The sequence below is a fragment of the Arthrobacter sp. HS15c genome (assembly GCF_040812005.1).
Taxonomy (GTDB): domain Bacteria; phylum Actinomycetota; class Actinomycetes; order Actinomycetales; family Micrococcaceae; genus Arthrobacter.
The window spans coordinates 124,912-141,294 of record NZ_JBFOHM010000004.1; the positions used below are offsets into that span (position 1 = coordinate 124,912).

15 protein-coding genes are annotated in these 16,383 nt (G+C 65.7%); 3 read left to right on the forward strand and 12 right to left on the reverse strand.

The window, feature by feature from the left end; translation table 11 throughout:
• Positions 1 to 57: 57 nt before the first annotated feature.
• From ABV518_RS07630 to ABV518_RS07640, 3 genes are all read right to left on the reverse strand, one after another.
• On the reverse strand, positions 58 to 1,233 hold the full coding sequence (locus tag ABV518_RS07630) for a cupin domain-containing protein (protein WP_367766280.1): 1,176 nt from the start codon (positions 1,231 to 1,233) through the stop codon (positions 58 to 60).
• 41 nt (positions 1,234 to 1,274) lie between these two features.
• Positions 1,275 to 2,255 carry an ester cyclase gene (locus ABV518_RS07635; RefSeq protein ID WP_367766281.1) on the reverse strand — a complete coding sequence of 327 codons (981 nt, stop codon included), beginning with the start codon at positions 2,253 to 2,255 and terminating at the stop codon, positions 1,275 to 1,277.
• A gap of 110 nt (positions 2,256 to 2,365) precedes the next feature.
• Complete coding sequence (locus ABV518_RS07640) at positions 2,366 to 3,361, reverse strand: LacI family DNA-binding transcriptional regulator (protein ID WP_367766282.1); 996 nt, start codon at positions 3,359 to 3,361, stop codon at positions 2,366 to 2,368.
• Between the two features lie 121 nt (positions 3,362 to 3,482).
• Between ABV518_RS07640 and hisD (ABV518_RS07645) the strand changes: the two genes are divergently transcribed.
• The 3 genes from hisD (ABV518_RS07645) to ABV518_RS07655 are packed head-to-tail and all read left to right on the forward strand — an operon-like array spanning position 3,483 to position 6,336.
• A complete protein-coding gene (gene hisD, locus ABV518_RS07645) occupies positions 3,483 to 4,820 on the forward strand; it encodes a histidinol dehydrogenase (protein WP_367766283.1) in 1,338 nt (445 codons plus the stop codon).
• The gene (locus ABV518_RS07650; RefSeq protein ID WP_367766284.1) at positions 4,817 to 5,575 is read left to right on the forward strand and encodes an SDR family NAD(P)-dependent oxidoreductase; all 759 of its coding nucleotides are present in this window, start codon (positions 4,817 to 4,819) and stop codon (positions 5,573 to 5,575) included. The genes hisD (ABV518_RS07645) and ABV518_RS07650 overlap by 4 nt, the downstream gene beginning before the upstream one ends.
• Positions 5,572 to 6,336, forward strand: coding sequence for an HpcH/HpaI aldolase/citrate lyase family protein (locus ABV518_RS07655; RefSeq protein WP_367766285.1), 765 nt, complete (start codon positions 5,572 to 5,574; stop codon positions 6,334 to 6,336). The genes ABV518_RS07650 and ABV518_RS07655 overlap by 4 nt, the downstream gene beginning before the upstream one ends.
• A gap of 75 nt (positions 6,337 to 6,411) precedes the next feature.
• Here the strand turns inward: ABV518_RS07655 and ABV518_RS07660 are convergent, their stop codons facing one another.
• The 9 genes from ABV518_RS07660 to ABV518_RS07700 all read right to left on the reverse strand — a co-directional run bounded on the left by ABV518_RS07660 (position 6,412) and on the right by ABV518_RS07700 (position 16,120).
• Complete coding sequence (locus ABV518_RS07660) at positions 6,412 to 7,134, reverse strand: alpha/beta fold hydrolase (RefSeq protein ID WP_367766286.1); 723 nt, start codon at positions 7,132 to 7,134, stop codon at positions 6,412 to 6,414.
• 17 nt (positions 7,135 to 7,151) lie between these two features.
• Complete coding sequence (locus ABV518_RS07665) at positions 7,152 to 8,039, reverse strand: carbohydrate ABC transporter permease (RefSeq protein ID WP_367766287.1); 888 nt, start codon at positions 8,037 to 8,039, stop codon at positions 7,152 to 7,154.
• The gene (locus tag ABV518_RS07670; RefSeq protein ID WP_367766288.1) at positions 8,036 to 8,908 is read right to left on the reverse strand and encodes a carbohydrate ABC transporter permease; all 873 of its coding nucleotides are present in this window, start codon (positions 8,906 to 8,908) and stop codon (positions 8,036 to 8,038) included. Before ABV518_RS07670 ends, ABV518_RS07665 begins: the two co-directional genes overlap by 4 nt.
• 93 nt (positions 8,909 to 9,001) lie before the next feature.
• Entirely contained in the window at positions 9,002 to 10,318 is a 1,317-nt protein-coding gene (locus ABV518_RS07675; protein WP_367766290.1) for an ABC transporter substrate-binding protein, read from the reverse strand.
• A gap of 78 nt (positions 10,319 to 10,396) precedes the next feature.
• Entirely contained in the window at positions 10,397 to 11,674 is a 1,278-nt protein-coding gene (gene hisD, locus ABV518_RS07680) for a histidinol dehydrogenase (RefSeq protein WP_367766291.1), read from the reverse strand.
• Positions 11,675 to 11,803: 129 nt separating this feature from the next.
• Complete coding sequence (locus ABV518_RS07685) at positions 11,804 to 12,679, reverse strand: carbon-nitrogen hydrolase family protein (protein ID WP_367766292.1); 876 nt, start codon at positions 12,677 to 12,679, stop codon at positions 11,804 to 11,806.
• 155 nt (positions 12,680 to 12,834) lie between these two features.
• Complete coding sequence (locus ABV518_RS07690; protein ID WP_367766293.1) at positions 12,835 to 13,839, reverse strand: LacI family DNA-binding transcriptional regulator; 1,005 nt, start codon at positions 13,837 to 13,839, stop codon at positions 12,835 to 12,837.
• A 105-nt stretch (positions 13,840 to 13,944) separates the two neighbouring features.
• Entirely contained in the window at positions 13,945 to 14,520 is a 576-nt protein-coding gene (locus tag ABV518_RS07695) for an HhH-GPD-type base excision DNA repair protein (protein WP_367766294.1), read from the reverse strand.
• 73 nt (positions 14,521 to 14,593) lie between these two features.
• Positions 14,594 to 16,120: an alpha-N-arabinofuranosidase gene (locus ABV518_RS07700; RefSeq protein ID WP_367766295.1), complete on the reverse strand. Its 1,527-nt coding sequence runs from the start codon at positions 16,118 to 16,120 to the stop codon at positions 14,594 to 14,596.
• Positions 16,121 to 16,383 lie beyond the last annotated feature (263 nt).

Here is a 16,383-nt window from a genome sequence, read left to right on the forward strand (position 1 = left end):
GGCCTCCCTTTTGACGGTTCCGGTGTCAGCCGGTTCCTGCGTCAGTCGGTTCCGGCGTCAGTCGTCCTCGGCTGCGCCTTCCATCACGGCCGTGGGCGCGAGGTAACCGTTGGGGTCAATCACCCAGCCGGCATCGTGGGCCGATGCCGCCACCTCGGGGGCCCATTCAAGGCGTACCCGGTCATCGCCCGGGTTGATCACCAGCAGCTCGCCGGTGCCAGGGGTAGCGGCCGCGTCCGAGCCCTCAAGGCAGCGGAGCTCCCGCCAGCTGTTGGCTGGAACCGAGAACGAATCAGACGGGCCAAGCTCCAGCGTGGTGCCCGGGTCCCCGTTGAGGGTGAGGGTCCAGCGTCCAGACTTCACGAGCACCACCTGCGGCCGGTCGTGGCGGTGCCGAAGCACGCCTTCGTTCGGCTGCGCCCGCAGCCACGCGAGGTTGAAGCTGTGCGGCTCGTGGATCGGCGGGACCTGGCGGCGGTCCTCGGACATGCCGTAGCCGATGACCAGGCTTAGTTCCGCGCCGCCGCCAGGCAGCGCGTTGCACAGGAGTGCATGGCGGCTGTACGTGCGGTCACCGGGCTGGACGACGCGGGAGCGCATCTGCTCCGGCGTGTAGCTGGTCAGCTCATCAATGAAGTGCTGCTGCATCGGTTTGATGAGCGGGACACCCTCCGGCAGTTCGTCGCCAGCGACAGTGTCGATCAGGCGGTTGTCTGCGGTGAGGTGCAGGCCGTAGGACTCGGCTTCGCGGAGCACTGACGGTCCCCAGATGATGCCGCCTGTGTCGTCCCTGCCGAGGACCGTGTACAGCAGCCCTTCGTCCGGCCCTTCGTTGGTGAAGCCACGGAAGATCCAGGTCGGGACGGAGATGATGTCGCCGTCTTTCGCGACGTACTCCCCCTGCTTGCCGTCCACGCCCCAACGGAGGCGGAATTCCCCGCCGAGGTTGATGAACACTTCGGCAGTGAAGTGCAGGTGCAGGTTGTTGCTGATGCCATGGGGCATCCCGGCTGCTCCGGTGTTGAAGCCGTGCCGTTCGGTCAGGTTGACGTACTGGTTGGGGTTCTGGGACACGCCCGGGCCGATAAAGGCGTAGTTCTGTTTCTTGTCCGAGCCCGGCGTGCGGCAGTCGATAAAGGCCGAGTTGCAGGGGACCCAGTCTGTGCGGCGGATGGTCCGGCGCTGGATCTCGCTGCTGTCAACGGTCTGCTCGGAAGCGATGGTGCTGGTCATGATGATCCCTCCTTCAGGGATGTGGATCGGTAGATCGGGGGTCAGTAGATGTTGGCGCCAGGTTCAGGACCGTCGCCGCGGGTGGCGTTGATCTGGGCCCGGATGGCGATGTCGTCCCACAGCTTGACCTCGTTGACAATCCGGCCGTTCTGGACGAGGAACTGCGAGATGCCCAGGACGTCCACAGGCTTGCCGGTAGTCGCGCCGTAGCGGGCCTGGCCGTTGTAGTCGCCCGTGAACTTCCAGGTCACGGCGATCCGAAGGCCGCCGTACCGCGCATCGTCGTGCGTCTGGATGTCGCGGACTTCGAACTGGCCTCCGGGGAATGCGTCTAGGAAACGGAGCATCTGCCGGCGGTAGCCTTCGGGGCGGATGATGTGCTCGTGGCCGACCGTGTGCAATGACAGGTCGCGGACGAAGAACTCATCGACCTTCTTGAGGTCGCGGTCGTTCCATACCTGCTGGATCATGGCCAGGACATTCTCGACCTCACCGCGGTGATCGTCCGGCCGGGGGCCCGAGTCGCCAACGGCGATGACGTCTGCCGGCGCGGCTTCAGTAAACGAGCCGGTGTAACCCCGGAACGCCTTGGTCCGGGCAACCTCGTCTGGGTCCAGGCCCTTGTACAGCGCATGGGCGAGCTCATCCCGGACCACCCATTCCTCGACCATCCGGCCGCGGCGGTAGAGGCAGTTCGCGATGGTGCTGGCAACCACTTTGAAGCCTTCCTCACCGGAGAGCACGAGGTGGGAGCTGAGGAAGGCGTCGTTGCCGCGGGCCTCCCAGATCACGTCGCCGGCCTGGCCGATGTGCTCCGGCGCCTTCGAGATGCGCATCAGGCATCCTTCGATGACTTCCTGGCGTGTTGTGGACGTGCCGTAGGAGCCGTGAACGATGGAGTCGGGTTCGTAGTTGTCGCGGATGAAGCCGATCTGGCGCTCAACCCAGATGTAGTCGGTGACCTCCCGGATGAAGTCGTCAGGATCGTTGTAGGGCTTGTAGGCAGCGGGGTCGAGAGACACGCTTTCACTCGCTTTCAGGAACTGAGATTATGTGGGGACAACAGCGAGTGTATGCGTATGCACAATGTGCTGGCAACCCCTTTTCGCTGAACTTTTCCGTCAGCGACGGGTCAGCGCGTGCGCCCCAGGGTGTCGCGCATGACCAGCCGGGACTGGAATGCGGACTCCTCGACGGGCCGGCCGGGGCTCTCGATCCGCTCGATGAGCAGGTCAGCGGCCCGCCGGACCATGGCATCCAGATCGTAGGCGATGGTGGTCAGCCGGATGATGGGCCACGAGGCGGAGGGAAGGTCGTCAAATCCTACGATCGACACATCACCTGGAACGTCAGCGCCCGCGCTGCGTGCGGCATTGAGGGCACCGAACGCCACAACATCATTGCCGCAGACGATGGCGGTGGGCGGCTCGGGCATCTTCAGGAAACGTTCCGTGCCTGCGTGGCCAGTGGCCGTGTCGAAGGGACCCCGGTGGACATAATGCGCGGGGATCGAGATGCCATGGTGGGCGAGCGCGTCGCGCAGTGCAATTTCGCGGTTGATGGCGGTACTTGTGTTGGCCGGACCGAGGATCGCAGCCACCCGGCGGTGGCCCCGGTCGAAGAGGACCTGGGCTGCCTCGCCCATGCCCTGCGCGGGATCCACCACTGCCGAATCGGCCTGGACGGCTGTGGATGTCCGGTTGAAGTAGACGAAGGGAAGTCCGCGGTCCCGGAGCCTGAGCGGCACCACGGAGTCGATCGTGGAGGTCGCCAGGAGCACGCCGTCGAGCCCGTTGGAGATCAGCCGCTCGGCGACGACGTCGTTATCCGCCGCCTCGGTGTGCAGCATGAGCTGATAGCCACGCGACTCCAGCTGGTGGAACGCAGGCGCGATGATGTGCGGATAGAACTGGTTTTCAAGGTCAGTGAGGAGGAGGCCGATGCGCCGGGTCCGCCCGCTGGACAGGGCCCGGCCTGCGTCGCTGGGGACGTAGCCCAGCCGCTCGGCAGCCTTGCGGACACGTTCCTTCGTGGCTTCGGAGACACGCGGATCGTCCCGCAGTGCGCGGGACACGGTCGGCTGCGATACGCCGGCGAGCTGCGCGACATCACGGCTGGTGACAGTCATCTAGTTCTCCCTACGGTCCTCGGCGTCACGGACGCCGCAAGGTTCTATCGAATCAGACTATTGACCTCTGTGTTGGCCCGTTCCTATTATAGACATACGTATGCAACAACGAGGAGTAATTGTGGTCAAGTACCTGAAGCAAGCACCGTCCAAGTCCTTCGCTGACACAAGCCAGGCAGACGTCGCCGAGCGCGTCGGCCAGATCATCGCCGAAATCCGGGCCGACGGCGACGCAGCCGTCCGCAAGTACGCCGAACTCTTTGACAAGCAGACACTGGAGTCATTCCGGCTCTCGGACAGCCAAATCGAAGAGATCATGGGAACCCTGGACCAGCAGGTCATCGACGACATCGTCTTCGTCCAGAGCCAGGTCCGCACGTTTGCGCAGGCGCAGCGGGACTCGATGCAGGACGTCGAGATCGAAACCCTGCCGGGCGTTTTCCTCGGCCACCGGCATATTCCGGTGCAGGCAGCCGGCGCGTACATCCCCGGCGGCAAATACCCCCTCACGGCGTCGGCACACATGACGATCATCACCGCCAAGGTTGCCGGCGTCCCCCGTGTTGTGGCCTGTACCCCGCCGATCCGCGGCGAGGTTCCCGCCGCGACCATCGCCGCCATGAAGCTCGCCGGCGCCGACGAGATCTACCTGCTGGGCGGCGTGCAGGCTGTCGCGGCCATGGCGCTCGGCACTGAAACCATCAACAGGGTGGACATGATCGCCGGACCCGGCAACGCCTACGTCGCCGAGGCCAAACGGCAGCTGTTCGGTGAGATCGGCATCGACCTCTTCGCCGGGCCTACCGAGATCCTCATCGTCGCGGACGCCGACGCCGACCCGTTCGTTGTCGCCGTCGACCTCCTCTCCCAGGCCGAACACGGACCGGACTCCCCCGCGATCCTTGTGACCACCTCCGAAAAGGTAGCCCGTGAGGCGCTCGAGCACATCGAACGCATCCTGCCCGACATGCCGACGAAGGACTTCGCCGAGCCGGCCTGGCGTAACTGGGGCCAGGTCATTGTTGTCGACGACCTTGACGAGGCGTTCAGCGTAGCCGACCAGTTCGCGGCCGAGCACGTTCAGGTGTTCACCGCCGACCCGTCCCTGGCGCTGACCAGGATGCACAATTTCGGTGCGCTCTTCCTCGGTGAGAACACGTGTGTTTCCTACGGCGACAAGGTCATCGGGACCAACCACGTCCTCCCCACGCTTGGAGCGGCGCGGTACACGGGCGGCCTGTGGGTGGGGAAGTACCTCAAGACCGTGACGTACCAGACCATTGAGAACGCCGAATCCTCGGCCGAGCTGGGCCGGGTGTTGGGCCGGGCGGCACGCGTTGAACTCTTCGAGGGGCACGCCCGTTCAGGAGACGTGCGTGCCTGGCGCCATGGCGGCGAGCGGTTCGAATGGATCGACCGTGCCCTGGCGGGCACCACCTCCGCAGGCGCAACCCGATGACAGCCCTCACCGGCCGCACGGCGCTCGTTACGGGCGGCGGCACCGGGCTCGGTGCGGCCATCGCGCGGGCCCTTCACGACGTCGGTGCCGACGTTGTGGTCGCAGGCCGCCGTCCGGAGCCCCTCAAGGAAGTCGCGGCAGCTCTCGGGGACGGCGCAAGCTGGCGCGTTGTGGATGTGGCCGATCCCTCATCGGTTGACCAGCTCGAAAAGAGCCTGCGCGGGACGGATGTTTCGATCCTCGTCAACAATGCCGGGATCGCCGGACCGGTAGCCCCGCTGACAGACATCACGCCTGATGAATGGGACGAGGTATTCAACGTTAACGTCCGCGGCACCTTCCTGATGTGCCGGGCCTTCCTGCCTGCCATGGTCAGCCGCGGCAGCGGGGACATCATTAATCTCGCCTCGGTGTCCGGGAAGCGGCCCCTCATTCGCCGGACACCCTACTGTGCCTCCAAGATGGCTGTGATCGGGCTCAGCTCGACCCTGGCCTTCGAAGTGGGGCCGGCCGGCGTCAACGTCAACACCCTCTCGCCGGGGCCGGTGGACGGCCCACGGATGGACCGCAACTTCCGCCTCGAGGCTGAACGGACCGGCAAGACCTACGAGCAGGCCCAGGACGTTTTCGTCTCCCGCGCCGCCCTGGGCCGGATGGTGACCGAAGCGGAGGTTGGAGCGGCGGTGGTCGCGATGCTCGGCATGCCCGGCCTCTGCGGCGCCGACGTTGATCTCTCTGCGGGGATGGTCGCATGAGGACACAGCGGATTGCCCTGCGGACGCGGATCCTCGCCGGCGAGCGGGTCTGCGGCGTCCTGCTAAGGATGCCGTCGGAGGAACTGGTGGAGATGCTCGCCGTGGCCGGGTTCGACTTCATCCTGATCGACTGTGAGCACGGACCGGCAGACGTCGCGGCCCTTCGCCAGCACATCGCTGCGGCGGCAATGCACGGCGCCGATGTCCTGGTGCGCGTCGGGGAGGGCGAGGACGCCCTGATCCTGCGTGCGCTGGACAGCGGCGCCGCGGGAGTGGTGGTGCCGCACCTTGACAGCCTCGAGCAGGCGCAGGAGGTCGTCGCGGCTGCGCACTATCCTCCGCGCGGGCGACGGGGCTTCGCGACCTACGGCCGCGCGGGGTCCTACGGAGCCGTCAGCGGCCCGGACCACAAGGCCCGGCTGGCCAACGAGACCCTGGTCATCGGCATGATCGAGTCGCCCCTGGCCGTAGCGGAGGTGGACAAGATCGTGGCCGTCGACGGACTCGACGGGCTGATGCTCGGAGCGGCCGACCTGGCCGCGTCCAGCGGCCCCGGAGACCTGTCGGTACCGGAATCGCGGTCGAGGGTCAACGCAGCGATCGCCTCGGCCGGGTCGCTGAGGCTGGATCTTGTGGGCGACGCGGAGGCTGCTGCGGCCGCTTATGCCGATTGCGCCCAACTGGTGGCGTACAACCTCACGCAGGCGCTCATGGCACAGTTTGCCGCTCTTTTGAAGCCCCGCCCGTTCCCACCAGCCTGACCAGGCCGGCAAAAGAACCGGCCACCGCGCCTCGACTGAACAGCGAGGCGGGGTGGCCGGTTTTTTGTGCCGGTGCTAGGCGTTCAGCCAGGACCTAAGAAGCCGGCCCACCTCTTCCGGGCGTTCCATGGGTGAAAGATGGCCGGCGTTGACGGAGGCCAGCCGCGCCCCTGGTGCCGCCGCGGCGATGTCCTCGTGGAATTGCGGCGGGCAGATCGCGTCGGCCGTGCCCGAAACGACGAGCACGGGCATCCGCAGCTTCGGGAGCGCAGCCAATTCGTCGCCCCTGGTGGCCTGCATTCGCAGCTGGGCATCCAACCGGGCGGAGCCGGTTTCGTCGCCCATGCGGAGGACGCGCTCCCCGAGTCGCGGGTCCCGGTCAAGTGCCGGACCGGACAGGAGCGCGCCAAGGATGTCGTTCTGGAGGTCCCTGGCCGTCTCCCCGGCAGCCAGGCGGTCACGCCAGTCCAGCCAGCCCTGCCGCTGCGCGTCAGTAGGTGCCTTGGCGTTGGTCGACATCAGGCACAGGCTAGTTACCCGTTCCGGCGCCTGGCGGCACAGTGCCATGGCCACGATCGCGCCAAGGGACAGGCCGGCGAGGGCGAAACTCCCCGGCAGGGTGTCGAGGAGGGCCGTGACCTGGCCGTCCACGGTGGGTTCATCCAGGGTCGGCGTGATGGAATCCTCGAGCCCGCAGCCGGACCACAAATCTGCGGTGCAGTTCATGCCGGCGAGCAGGACGAGGGGAACGCGGAAGCCCGCCGGGGGTGCCGGCGCACTTCCGGTGGGTGAACGCATGTTTTCCAGGGGACCGCTCAGCCCTTGACCGAACCGTCACTCAAGCCGGCCACCAGGTATTTCTGGGCGACGAAGGAGATGGCGATGACCGGCAGCGTGAGCAGCATCGCCGCCGCCCCGGCCTGTTGGAGCATGGGCAGGGTCTGCCCCAGCTGGGTGGTGATGAAGACGGGCACGGTCTTGGACGACGTATCAGTGAGGACAAGAGCCGTCAGGTACTCCTGGAACGCGAAGAGGAAAACGAAGATGCCGGCGGTGAGGATGCCCGGCTTCATCAGCGGGATCATGACCCGGCGCAGCGTGCCCAGGCGGGTGCAGCCATCGATCATGGCCGCCTCATCCAGTTCCTTCGGAATCTCCGCGAAGAAGTTGCGGAGGAGCCAGATACTGAATGGCTGGTTGATGGCGACGAGCGCGGCCGCCAAGGCGAAGGTTGTGTCATAGATTCCGAGGGACTTGCTGATCTCATACATAGGCAGGACCACGGAGAAACGCGGAAGCGACCGGAAGACCAGGGCCAGCAGCAGCAGGATCGCCGAAACGTACCCCGGGAAACGGGAGAGGGCATAGGCCGCCGGAATGCCCAGGACGAGTGCCACGATGGTTGACAGCACTGCCACCACGATCGTGTTGATGAGGTACTGCGCGAAATACGTCGTTTCCCACAGGTCCGCGAAGGCCTGCAGCGTTGGCGTGTAGCCGGTGAGGACGGGAGGGTTGGCGAAGGCGACGTCCGTCGGCTTGGTGACCGACAGTGCGGTCCAAATGAACGGCGCCAACATGACCACGGCTGTCAGGATGAGCAGGATGGCGGAGATGCGGCCCGCAACGGGCCGCCGCCGTCGTGCCGTAGGAGCCGCGTTGATGACCTTACCGATAGGGGCCTTGACGGTTTCAGCGATCATGCTTTGGCTTTCGCTTCCTTGAGGAGTCCCCGGATGAACGGGAACAGGCAAATCAGGATGAGGAGGATGGAGAGCACATTGATCGCGCTGCCGAGGCCAAGTTGCGCCGACCCGTCGCGGAACGCCGTGTCAAAGACGTAGAGCATGATTGACTCGTTGCCGATGGCATCCGCCTGCGGGGAGAGCGGAATCAGGTTATCGAAGGTCCTAAGCACATCCATGATCGTGATCAGGCAGACGAAGCCCAGGATGCCCCGGATAGTGGGGATGATGACGTAAATGTGCGTCTTGCCCGGTGATGCGCCGTCGATGGTGGCTGCCTCGCGCAACTCCTTCGGCACGCCCTGCAGGCCGGCAAGAATCATCAGCATGGAGAACGGCAGCAGGTGCCAGACGGTGTGTGCCATGACCATGATCCGGTTCGGCCACGTTTCCGTGAACCACAGGATGTTCTGGCCGGTGATCGCCTGGATAACGTAGTTCACGGCACCACCGAAGTTCTGGTCGAAGAGCCACGAGAACGAGACAGCGCCCACGATGTTCGGCAGGACGTAGGCCACCAGCATGGCACCCAGGATGTAGGGGCGGAGCTTTCCCAGGCCGTTCATCCCGGTGGCGATCAGGTATCCCAGGACGAGGATGGTTGCGGTCACGATGACCGTCAGCAGCATGGTGAAGAGCACCGCACGCCCGAAGCGTGCGTCGGTCAGGGCCTGGGTGTAGTTGGACAGTCCGATGAAGTCACCCGGAGAGCCGTATTCGACTTTTTGGAAGCTCCATTGAATGGTGCGGACCAACGGGATTACCAGGAGGCCCAGCATTACGAGCAGGCTGGGGCCTATCAGTAGCGAGAACTCGCGTTTTCGCATCGCTCATTTCCTCTCGATTGTGTCGAGTATGTCAGCGGTGGTCGGCCATGGCCGGCGGGCTGCTTTCACCACCCCGCCGGCCATGGCACGCCGTCAACTGCCCGCTATTGCTTTTTCCGCGAGGCTCTGCATTTGCTGCATGCCCGCGTCGATGTCCAGCTGGCCGGTGATGACCTGGACCAGGACAGGCCGGATGGCGTTGGTGACCGGAGCCCCGGACGGGCTGCCCGGTGCCGGCATGGTTTTGACGATGGTTGCGTTGGCAGCCGCCGCGTACTTGGAACTGTCCTCGCTGACCATGCCTTCACGGGCGGGGTAGGCAGCCGGCACGGACGCCTTCGAGGCGTCCTCACTGACCGAGGCAGCCATCATCTGGAAGAGCAGGTCCTTGTCCAGCTTGGTGTTCTTCGGGATGGACCAGCCATCCACGGAGAGGCGGCTGTAGAGGTGCGGGGAGCTCTTTTCCAGGGCGGGCGGGGCCGCGAAGGCGAACTTGTCAGCCAGCTTCGTGTTGGCCGGGAGCGTGAGGTCGTTCATGCGCCCCGAGAACATGATGGCCATTGCCGCGGTGCCGTTGAACATCTGCTGCTGGACCTTCGGCTGGTCAAACGTGGTCACCTGGGGATCCATGTAGGGCAGGAGTGACTTCATCGCCTCGAGTGCCTTCCGCGATTCGCCGGACGTGAACTGCGGCTTGCCGGACGAATCCAGGAAGTCCTTCCCGTTGGAGTTCATCGCGGCCTGGTAGTTCGTTGAGATGTCTGCGGTCGCGTTCCAGGGCAGGGCGATCGGAAACTTGATCTCCCCCTTGGCCTGGATGGCCTTCGCGGCGTCAATCATCTCCGCGAACGTGGTGGGCGGCTTGAGCCCTGCAGCGTCGAAGACGTCCTTCCGGTAGGCCATCACGTACATCTGCGCCTGCATGGGGAGCCCGTACAGCTTGCCGTCGTAGGACATCGACGAGCGCATCTCTTTGCTCAGGGCGTTGAGCTTGTACTTGTCGGCGTACTTGGCCACATAGTCGTCAAGCGGTTCAATGTCGCCCTTGGAAGCGAATCCGGGGACGACGAAGCCGTAGGTCTCAATGATGTCGTAGCTCCCGCTATCGCCCGCGAGGGTCGCGGTCGTTTTGGTGACCTGGCCGCCGAAGTCGATGGGGTCGTGCTTGAGCGTGACTTTTTCGCGTGTGCAGCTCTTGACCATCGTGTTGGTGAACGGATCGATCGCCGACGAATTGTAGGCAAGGACGTTCACGGTGGTGTCGGCGGCGGGCATTGTGTAGTCGCACTCAACGGCTGTTGCGGCCTGCTCGCCGGTCCGCGAACCGGCACCGCAGGCCGTGACGCTGGCGAGGCTGGCCACGACGGCGAGCGCCGCGGCGCCCGTCCGGAGGTGTTTGTGGAATCGCATGATGTTTCCTCTCCTTGGTGCTGTGCTGGCGGGAGTGGGGCAACCTTGACCCACCCGGTTATTTATACGTATGTACGGCTACGGTGCTGCCACGAGGCCGCTCGCGTCCTGGGCGCGGATAAGGTCGAGGCGAAGCTGTGCGCTGTCACGGTGGGCCGGCATCTGCTCGAAGTCGGCGATGGTTACCACCGGCCCGGCCTGCGCCATGGTGGCCTCCCGCGTGGCCCGCTGGTAGGTGAGCTGCTTGAGGAACCGGGCCACCGAAAGGCCCTCGGTGTACCGGGCGCCACGGCCCGTGGGCAAGACGTGGTTGGTGCCCGACATGCCCTTGTCGGCGTAGGCAACGGTGGACCACTCGCCAAGGAACAGCGACCCGTAGTTCCGGAGGTTGTCGAGGTAGTAGTCAGGGTCCTCCGTCAAGATCTCAAGGTGCTCGGGGGCCAGGGTGTCCATGATTTCGACGGCGGTCCGCGCGGAGTCTGCGACATAAATCGAGCCCCAGTCGCGCCAGGCGGCGCCCGCGATCTCGCCGGTGGCGAGCCCCCGGAGCTGGCGCTCGATCTCGACCTCAACCTCGGCCGCGAGGCGGTGCGACGTCGTTACCAGGCACGCTGGAGACGTGGGCCCATGCTCAGCCTGTGCCAGCAGGTCCGCGGCAACCATGGCCGCGCTGGCGGTGTCATCAGCGATAACGGCGACTTCCGAGGGGCCGGCAAGGACGTCAATCCCTACCGTCCCATACAGCTGGCGCTTGGCCTCGGCCACGTAGGCGTTGCCGGCGCCGACGATCATATCCGCCGGGCTGGCGTCGAGGAGGCCGAAGGCCATCGCCGCCAGGGCCTGCACACCGCCCAGGGCAAAGATGCGTTCAGCCCCGGAGACGCGCGCCGAGTAGAGGACGGCCGGGTGGACCTGGCCGTTGTTGGAGGGCGGAGTGCAGGAGACGATGTTCGGCACGCCTGCGGCCCGTGCAACGCCAACAGTCATGAAGGCACTGGCGAGCAGGGGGAACCTGCCAGCCGGCAGGTAGGCGCCCACGGTGCCCACCGGGACGTATTTCTGGCCGCAGACGACGCCGGGGATAACTTCGTCCTCGAAGTCTGTCAGGCGCGCACGCTGCATATGGGCGAAGCGCTGGGTGCGTTCGGCGCCGGCGTCCAGCGCTTCGCGCAGGTCGGCGGGGAGGTCCGCGGTGAGCCTGTCGGCGTCGGCGGGCGTAATCTCAAACGCCGTGCCGCCCTTCCAGCCATCGAGCCGCTCGGCATAGTCGCGCACGGCTTCGATGCCCTTGGCCTCGATGGTGGAGAGCATGGCGGAGACGGTGGAGATGACCTTTGGGTCGGACTGCGCAGCCACATCTGGACGGTTCGGTTCTCGGACAACGGTCACGGCGCCGGAGAGGCGCGATTTATCTGCATAAGTGAGGTGCATACGTATACAGTAATGATTCGAGGCACCTGTGACAAGAGGCACACCAATGCGATTTCAGGGACGCGGGGCCGGCTGCCAGGTAGCTGGGCTGATGCGTCCGCCGTAGACAGGCAACTGGATATCCGGCTCGCCGGGTTGGAACTGCGACCACATCCGCGTCACTCCGGCTGTACCCTCGGCCCGGACCCGGTCGACCGCACCGAGGTCCAGGTCTGCAGCCAGGAGGGTCGGGGACGCATCGGGCGCCTCGGCGATGACGGCGCCCTCAGGGTCCACGATGATGCTGCGGCCCTCCCCGGTTGGCCCGCCGCAGTTCACGCTCACGACGAAGACCTGGTTGACGATGGCGTTTGCCCGGGCAAGCACCAACTCGAGGGGGCGGTCCGGCGTCGTCGTTTTGACGACGTTGAGGATGACGTCGGCGCCCATCCAGGCGAGCTGGCGGGTGGCTTCCGGGAACCAGGCGTCGTAGCAGATGTTGAGTCCCACCCGCCCCGCCCCGCCGAGGTCGACGACGACGAACCGGTCACCGGGTTCGTACGGCTCGTGCGGGCGCCAGGGAAAGATCTTCCGGTAGCTTCCGGCGAGTTCGCCCGCAGGCGACAGGACGACCTGGGTGTTGAACAGTTCACCGCGCGGACCGGTTTCACACAGGCTTCCCGGGACGAGCCAGACGCCCAGGCTGCGTGCGAGGTCCGCGAGCGCCTCCACACGGGGTCCGTCGAGTGGCTCTGCGGCGGCGCGCAGGGCCTCGGTCCGGTGGCGGTCGGGAGAGCCGTCACCGAAAAGGTGAAGCTCGGGAAACACGAGCAGCTTCGCACCGGGGTGGCTTTCCAGCGCCCTGGCGGCCTCATCGGCGAAAGCTTCAAGGGGCGCTCCGATGAGCTGCGGCGGAGCCTGTACGGCGACGACGGGAAGGTTGCGTTGCACGGGGAACCTCGATTCAGATGCTGCATGGGCTCGGCGAATCATCGTTGATCCGCTGAGGGGCACGGTGCGGCAAGCGCACACTCCGAAAGAACGGCTGGGTCAACCGCAGGCCCAGTCGAAAGTCTAAGGGGACGCGCGCCCCTTAGCGGTCGAGGTCAGGGAGCCGATTCCCGTATCTTCAGCACAAAGCCGGCTTCGACATGCACACCGTCTTCCGCCGCCTCCAGCCCTTCGATCCGGTCGATCAGCAGCCCGATGGACCGCTCGGCAATCTCGTCCATGCCCGGCGACACGGTGGTCAGTGACGGGGACGCGAACCGTGCCTCGTCGATGTCGTCAAAGCCCGCGACGGCTACATCATGGGGGACCTTCACGCCACGGACCAGCAGTTCATGCATCGCACCCAGGGCCAGGGCATCGTTCAGCCCGAACACGGCATCGAACGGAACGCCGCTGTCCAGCAGGCCCGCGACGGCGGCGGCCCCGGAGTCGCGCCGCCATTCACCGGGCGCCACAAGGGCAGGGTCGAAGGCGATTCCGGCGTCGTCGAGGGCTTTCCGGTAGCCATTGAGCCGCAACCCGGCTGTGCCCGCAGACTCCTCCGGATAGGCACCCACCACGGCGATCCGGCGGCGGCCTCCCGCCAGCAGGTGGGCGGTGACCGCGGTGGCGGCTTCCTCGTTTTTCATGGTGACCAGGTCGAACCGGGGATCCACAATGTGCTCCCCGAGCAGGACCACAGGCTTGGTTCCGCGGCGGGAGGCGACGGCGTCGGCCTCCATGGCGATGGGCGTGAACAGCAGGCCGTCGGTCAGCTGCCGGAACGGGCCCTGGAGGGCGGTGAGCTCTGTGTCGGCGACGGCGCCGGACTGCTCCACCAGCACGCGGTAACCGCGCCGGGAGGCGACGGTCATCAGCCGGGACGCCAGTTCCGCGTAGTACGGCGCGGACAGATCGGACAGGACCAGGCCCAGCATGCGCGTTTTCCCGGAGCGCAGGCTCCGCGCGGTCAGGTTCGCTTCATAGCCCAGTTCCGCGATGGCATCGTGGACGCGCTGCTTGGTGGCGGGCCGGATGAACTCATAATCGTTGAGCACATTCGAGACCGTTTTCAGGGATACACCCGCGGCGCGCGCAACGTCGTTCATGGTGACTGCCATCGGTGCTTCATTCTCCTTGCGAATCTGTTTCCGTACATCGTTGCAGATAATGCCGCAACCGGAACAACCCGCCGTCGTAAAAGGCCCGTGGCCGGACCCTCCGGCTCAGCCTTTCGCGGCCTTGGCGGCAGCCTTGGCCGCCTGCTTCGAGGCACGGACCTTGACGAGGGACTCCGGGCTCACGATGTCCGCAACGGAAAGGAACGAATCCTGCTCGCCGTAATGGCCGGCGGCCTCACGCCAGCCCGGCGCCTCCAGTCCGCGCTGCTTGCCGAGGAGTGCCAGGAAGATTTTTGCCTTCTGTTCCCCGAAGCCCGGCAGCTCCTGCAGGCGGCGCAGCACTTCCTTGCCGTCGGGGTCCCCCTTGGTCCAGATCAGCGTCGCGTCGCCGTCCCAGTCGTGCTGGACCGTCTCAGCCAGTGCCTGGACACGCCCTGCCATGGAGCCAGGGAACCGGTGCACTGCCGGCCGTTCCTTGAACACCTCCACGAAGGCCTGCGGTTCGTAGGCGGCAACGGCGGACGGCGCGATCGACCCGATGCGGGCCCGGATTTTTTCCGGGCCCGCAAAGGCGGATTCCATGGTCACCTGCTGGTCCAGCAGCATGCCGGTCAGGAGCGCGAACGCGTCATCGCTGAGGAGTTTGTCGGCAGCCGGGTCACCGGTGATGTGCAGTTCCATGGCCCTTATCTTTCCACCAACCGGCCGCCTGAGTCATGGCCCGGAGTGTGATGGCCCGGAGTTTGCGTCCGGCCTAAGACTCCAGTGCCAGGCGGATCATGGACCAGGACACCGCAGGCAGTTCCGCGGTGAGCCGGCCGCCGTCGGCCTTGACGCTGACGTTCTGCGCCGGCAGGACGGACGTCGAGTCATCAGCGGTTGCCTGCCAGTACGGATCCTTGTTGGCGTAGGTGACCGCTTCGATGACCTTGACGTTGCCCAGCCCGGCGACGGCGGCGTCCAGCGTCAGCGCGTCAGTCGCCGAGCGGTTCACGGCGAAGACCACGGCCTCGCCCTTGTCGGCGTCGAGCGTTGCCACCGCGGACAGTGCCGTAAAGCCAGGCGTCTTGCCGCCGCTGACCAGCGGGGATTCGACGGCGAGCTGCAGCACCGTGCCGGCAGCGTGGCGGGACGTCAGCGCGAACGGGTGGAACGTGGTCTGCTTCCAGGCGCGGCCGCCCGGTTCGGTCATGATGGGTGCGATGACGTTGACCAGCTGCGCGAGGCTCGCGGAGTGCACACGGTCTGTGTTGCGCAGCAGCGTGATCAGCAGGTCCCCGACGACGACGGCGTCCGCCACCGTGTAGATGTCCTCGAGCAGGACGGGGGCCACTGGCCAGTCCTGGCCAGTCGGTGACTTGGACTCGCCGCGGCTCATGTGCCAGACGTTCCACTCGTCGAAAGAGATGTTGACCTGCTTGTCGGATTTCTTCACCGACTTCACGTGGTCGATGTGGGCGACGATGTCGCGGATGAAGGAGTCCATTTTGTGTCCGGCGGCGAGGTGTTCCTGCAGGTCACCGAAGTCCTCGAAGTACTGGTGCGCCGAGACCAGGTCCACCACGTCGTAGGTCTCGGTCAGGACCACGCGCTCCCACTCGCCGAACGTGGGCATGGTAGGTCCGGAGCTGCCGCAGGCCACCAGTTCAAGGTCCGGATCGATCATCCGCATGCCGCGGGCAGTGTCAGCGGCAAGCCGGCCGTATTCGAGGGCGTTCTTGTGGCCAATCTGCCACGGGCCGTCCATCTCGTTGCCCAGGCACCACATCCTGATCCCATATCCAGTCTCGGCGCCGTTGGCCTTGCGCTGGTCCGAGAAGGCGGTGCCGCCGTCGATATTGCAGTATTCCAGCAGGTCCAGCGCTTCCTGCGTGCCGCGGGTGCCCAGGTTGACGGCCATCATGGTTTCGACGCCGGCCTTGGCGGACCACTTGGCGAACTCGTCCACACCCACGAGGTTGGGGTCAGTGGAGTGCCACGCGAGGTCCAGGCGCGCGGGGCGCTGCTCCACCGGGCCCACGCCGTCTTCCCACCGGTAGCCGGAGACGAAGTTGCCGCCCGGATACCGGACGGTGGAGACGCCCAGCTCGCGGGTCAGCTCCAAGACGTCCTTCCGGAAACCGTCCTCGTCCGCTTTGAGGTGCTCCGGCTCAAAGATCCCGGTGTAGACGCAGCGGCCCAGGTGCTCCACGAACGCGCCGAAGGTGCGGCGGCGGACCGGTCCCACGGTGAAGGACGGGTCGATGGTGACCTTGGCTGCGGCTGACTCTGATGTGCCCACGAAAACTTCCTCGTTTCTAGTTTTGTACAACGTTATAGAAAGCAATTGTTAGCGTTGACAGCACGGCGAGTCAAGGACTGTTCGGGAGGTGGTTCCGGCCGCTGACGTGAAGGCCGCGGCTACGCGGGGCTTAGCCGGCTTCCAGCTCCGACTTCAGGTTGGCGAGCTGGGCCACCTAGGACTGGGGGTGCCTTTCAACGCGTCAGGACTGTGCGGTCGAACGCTCCCGAGCATACGGTCCGCCGGCCTGCTGTCACGTGCGG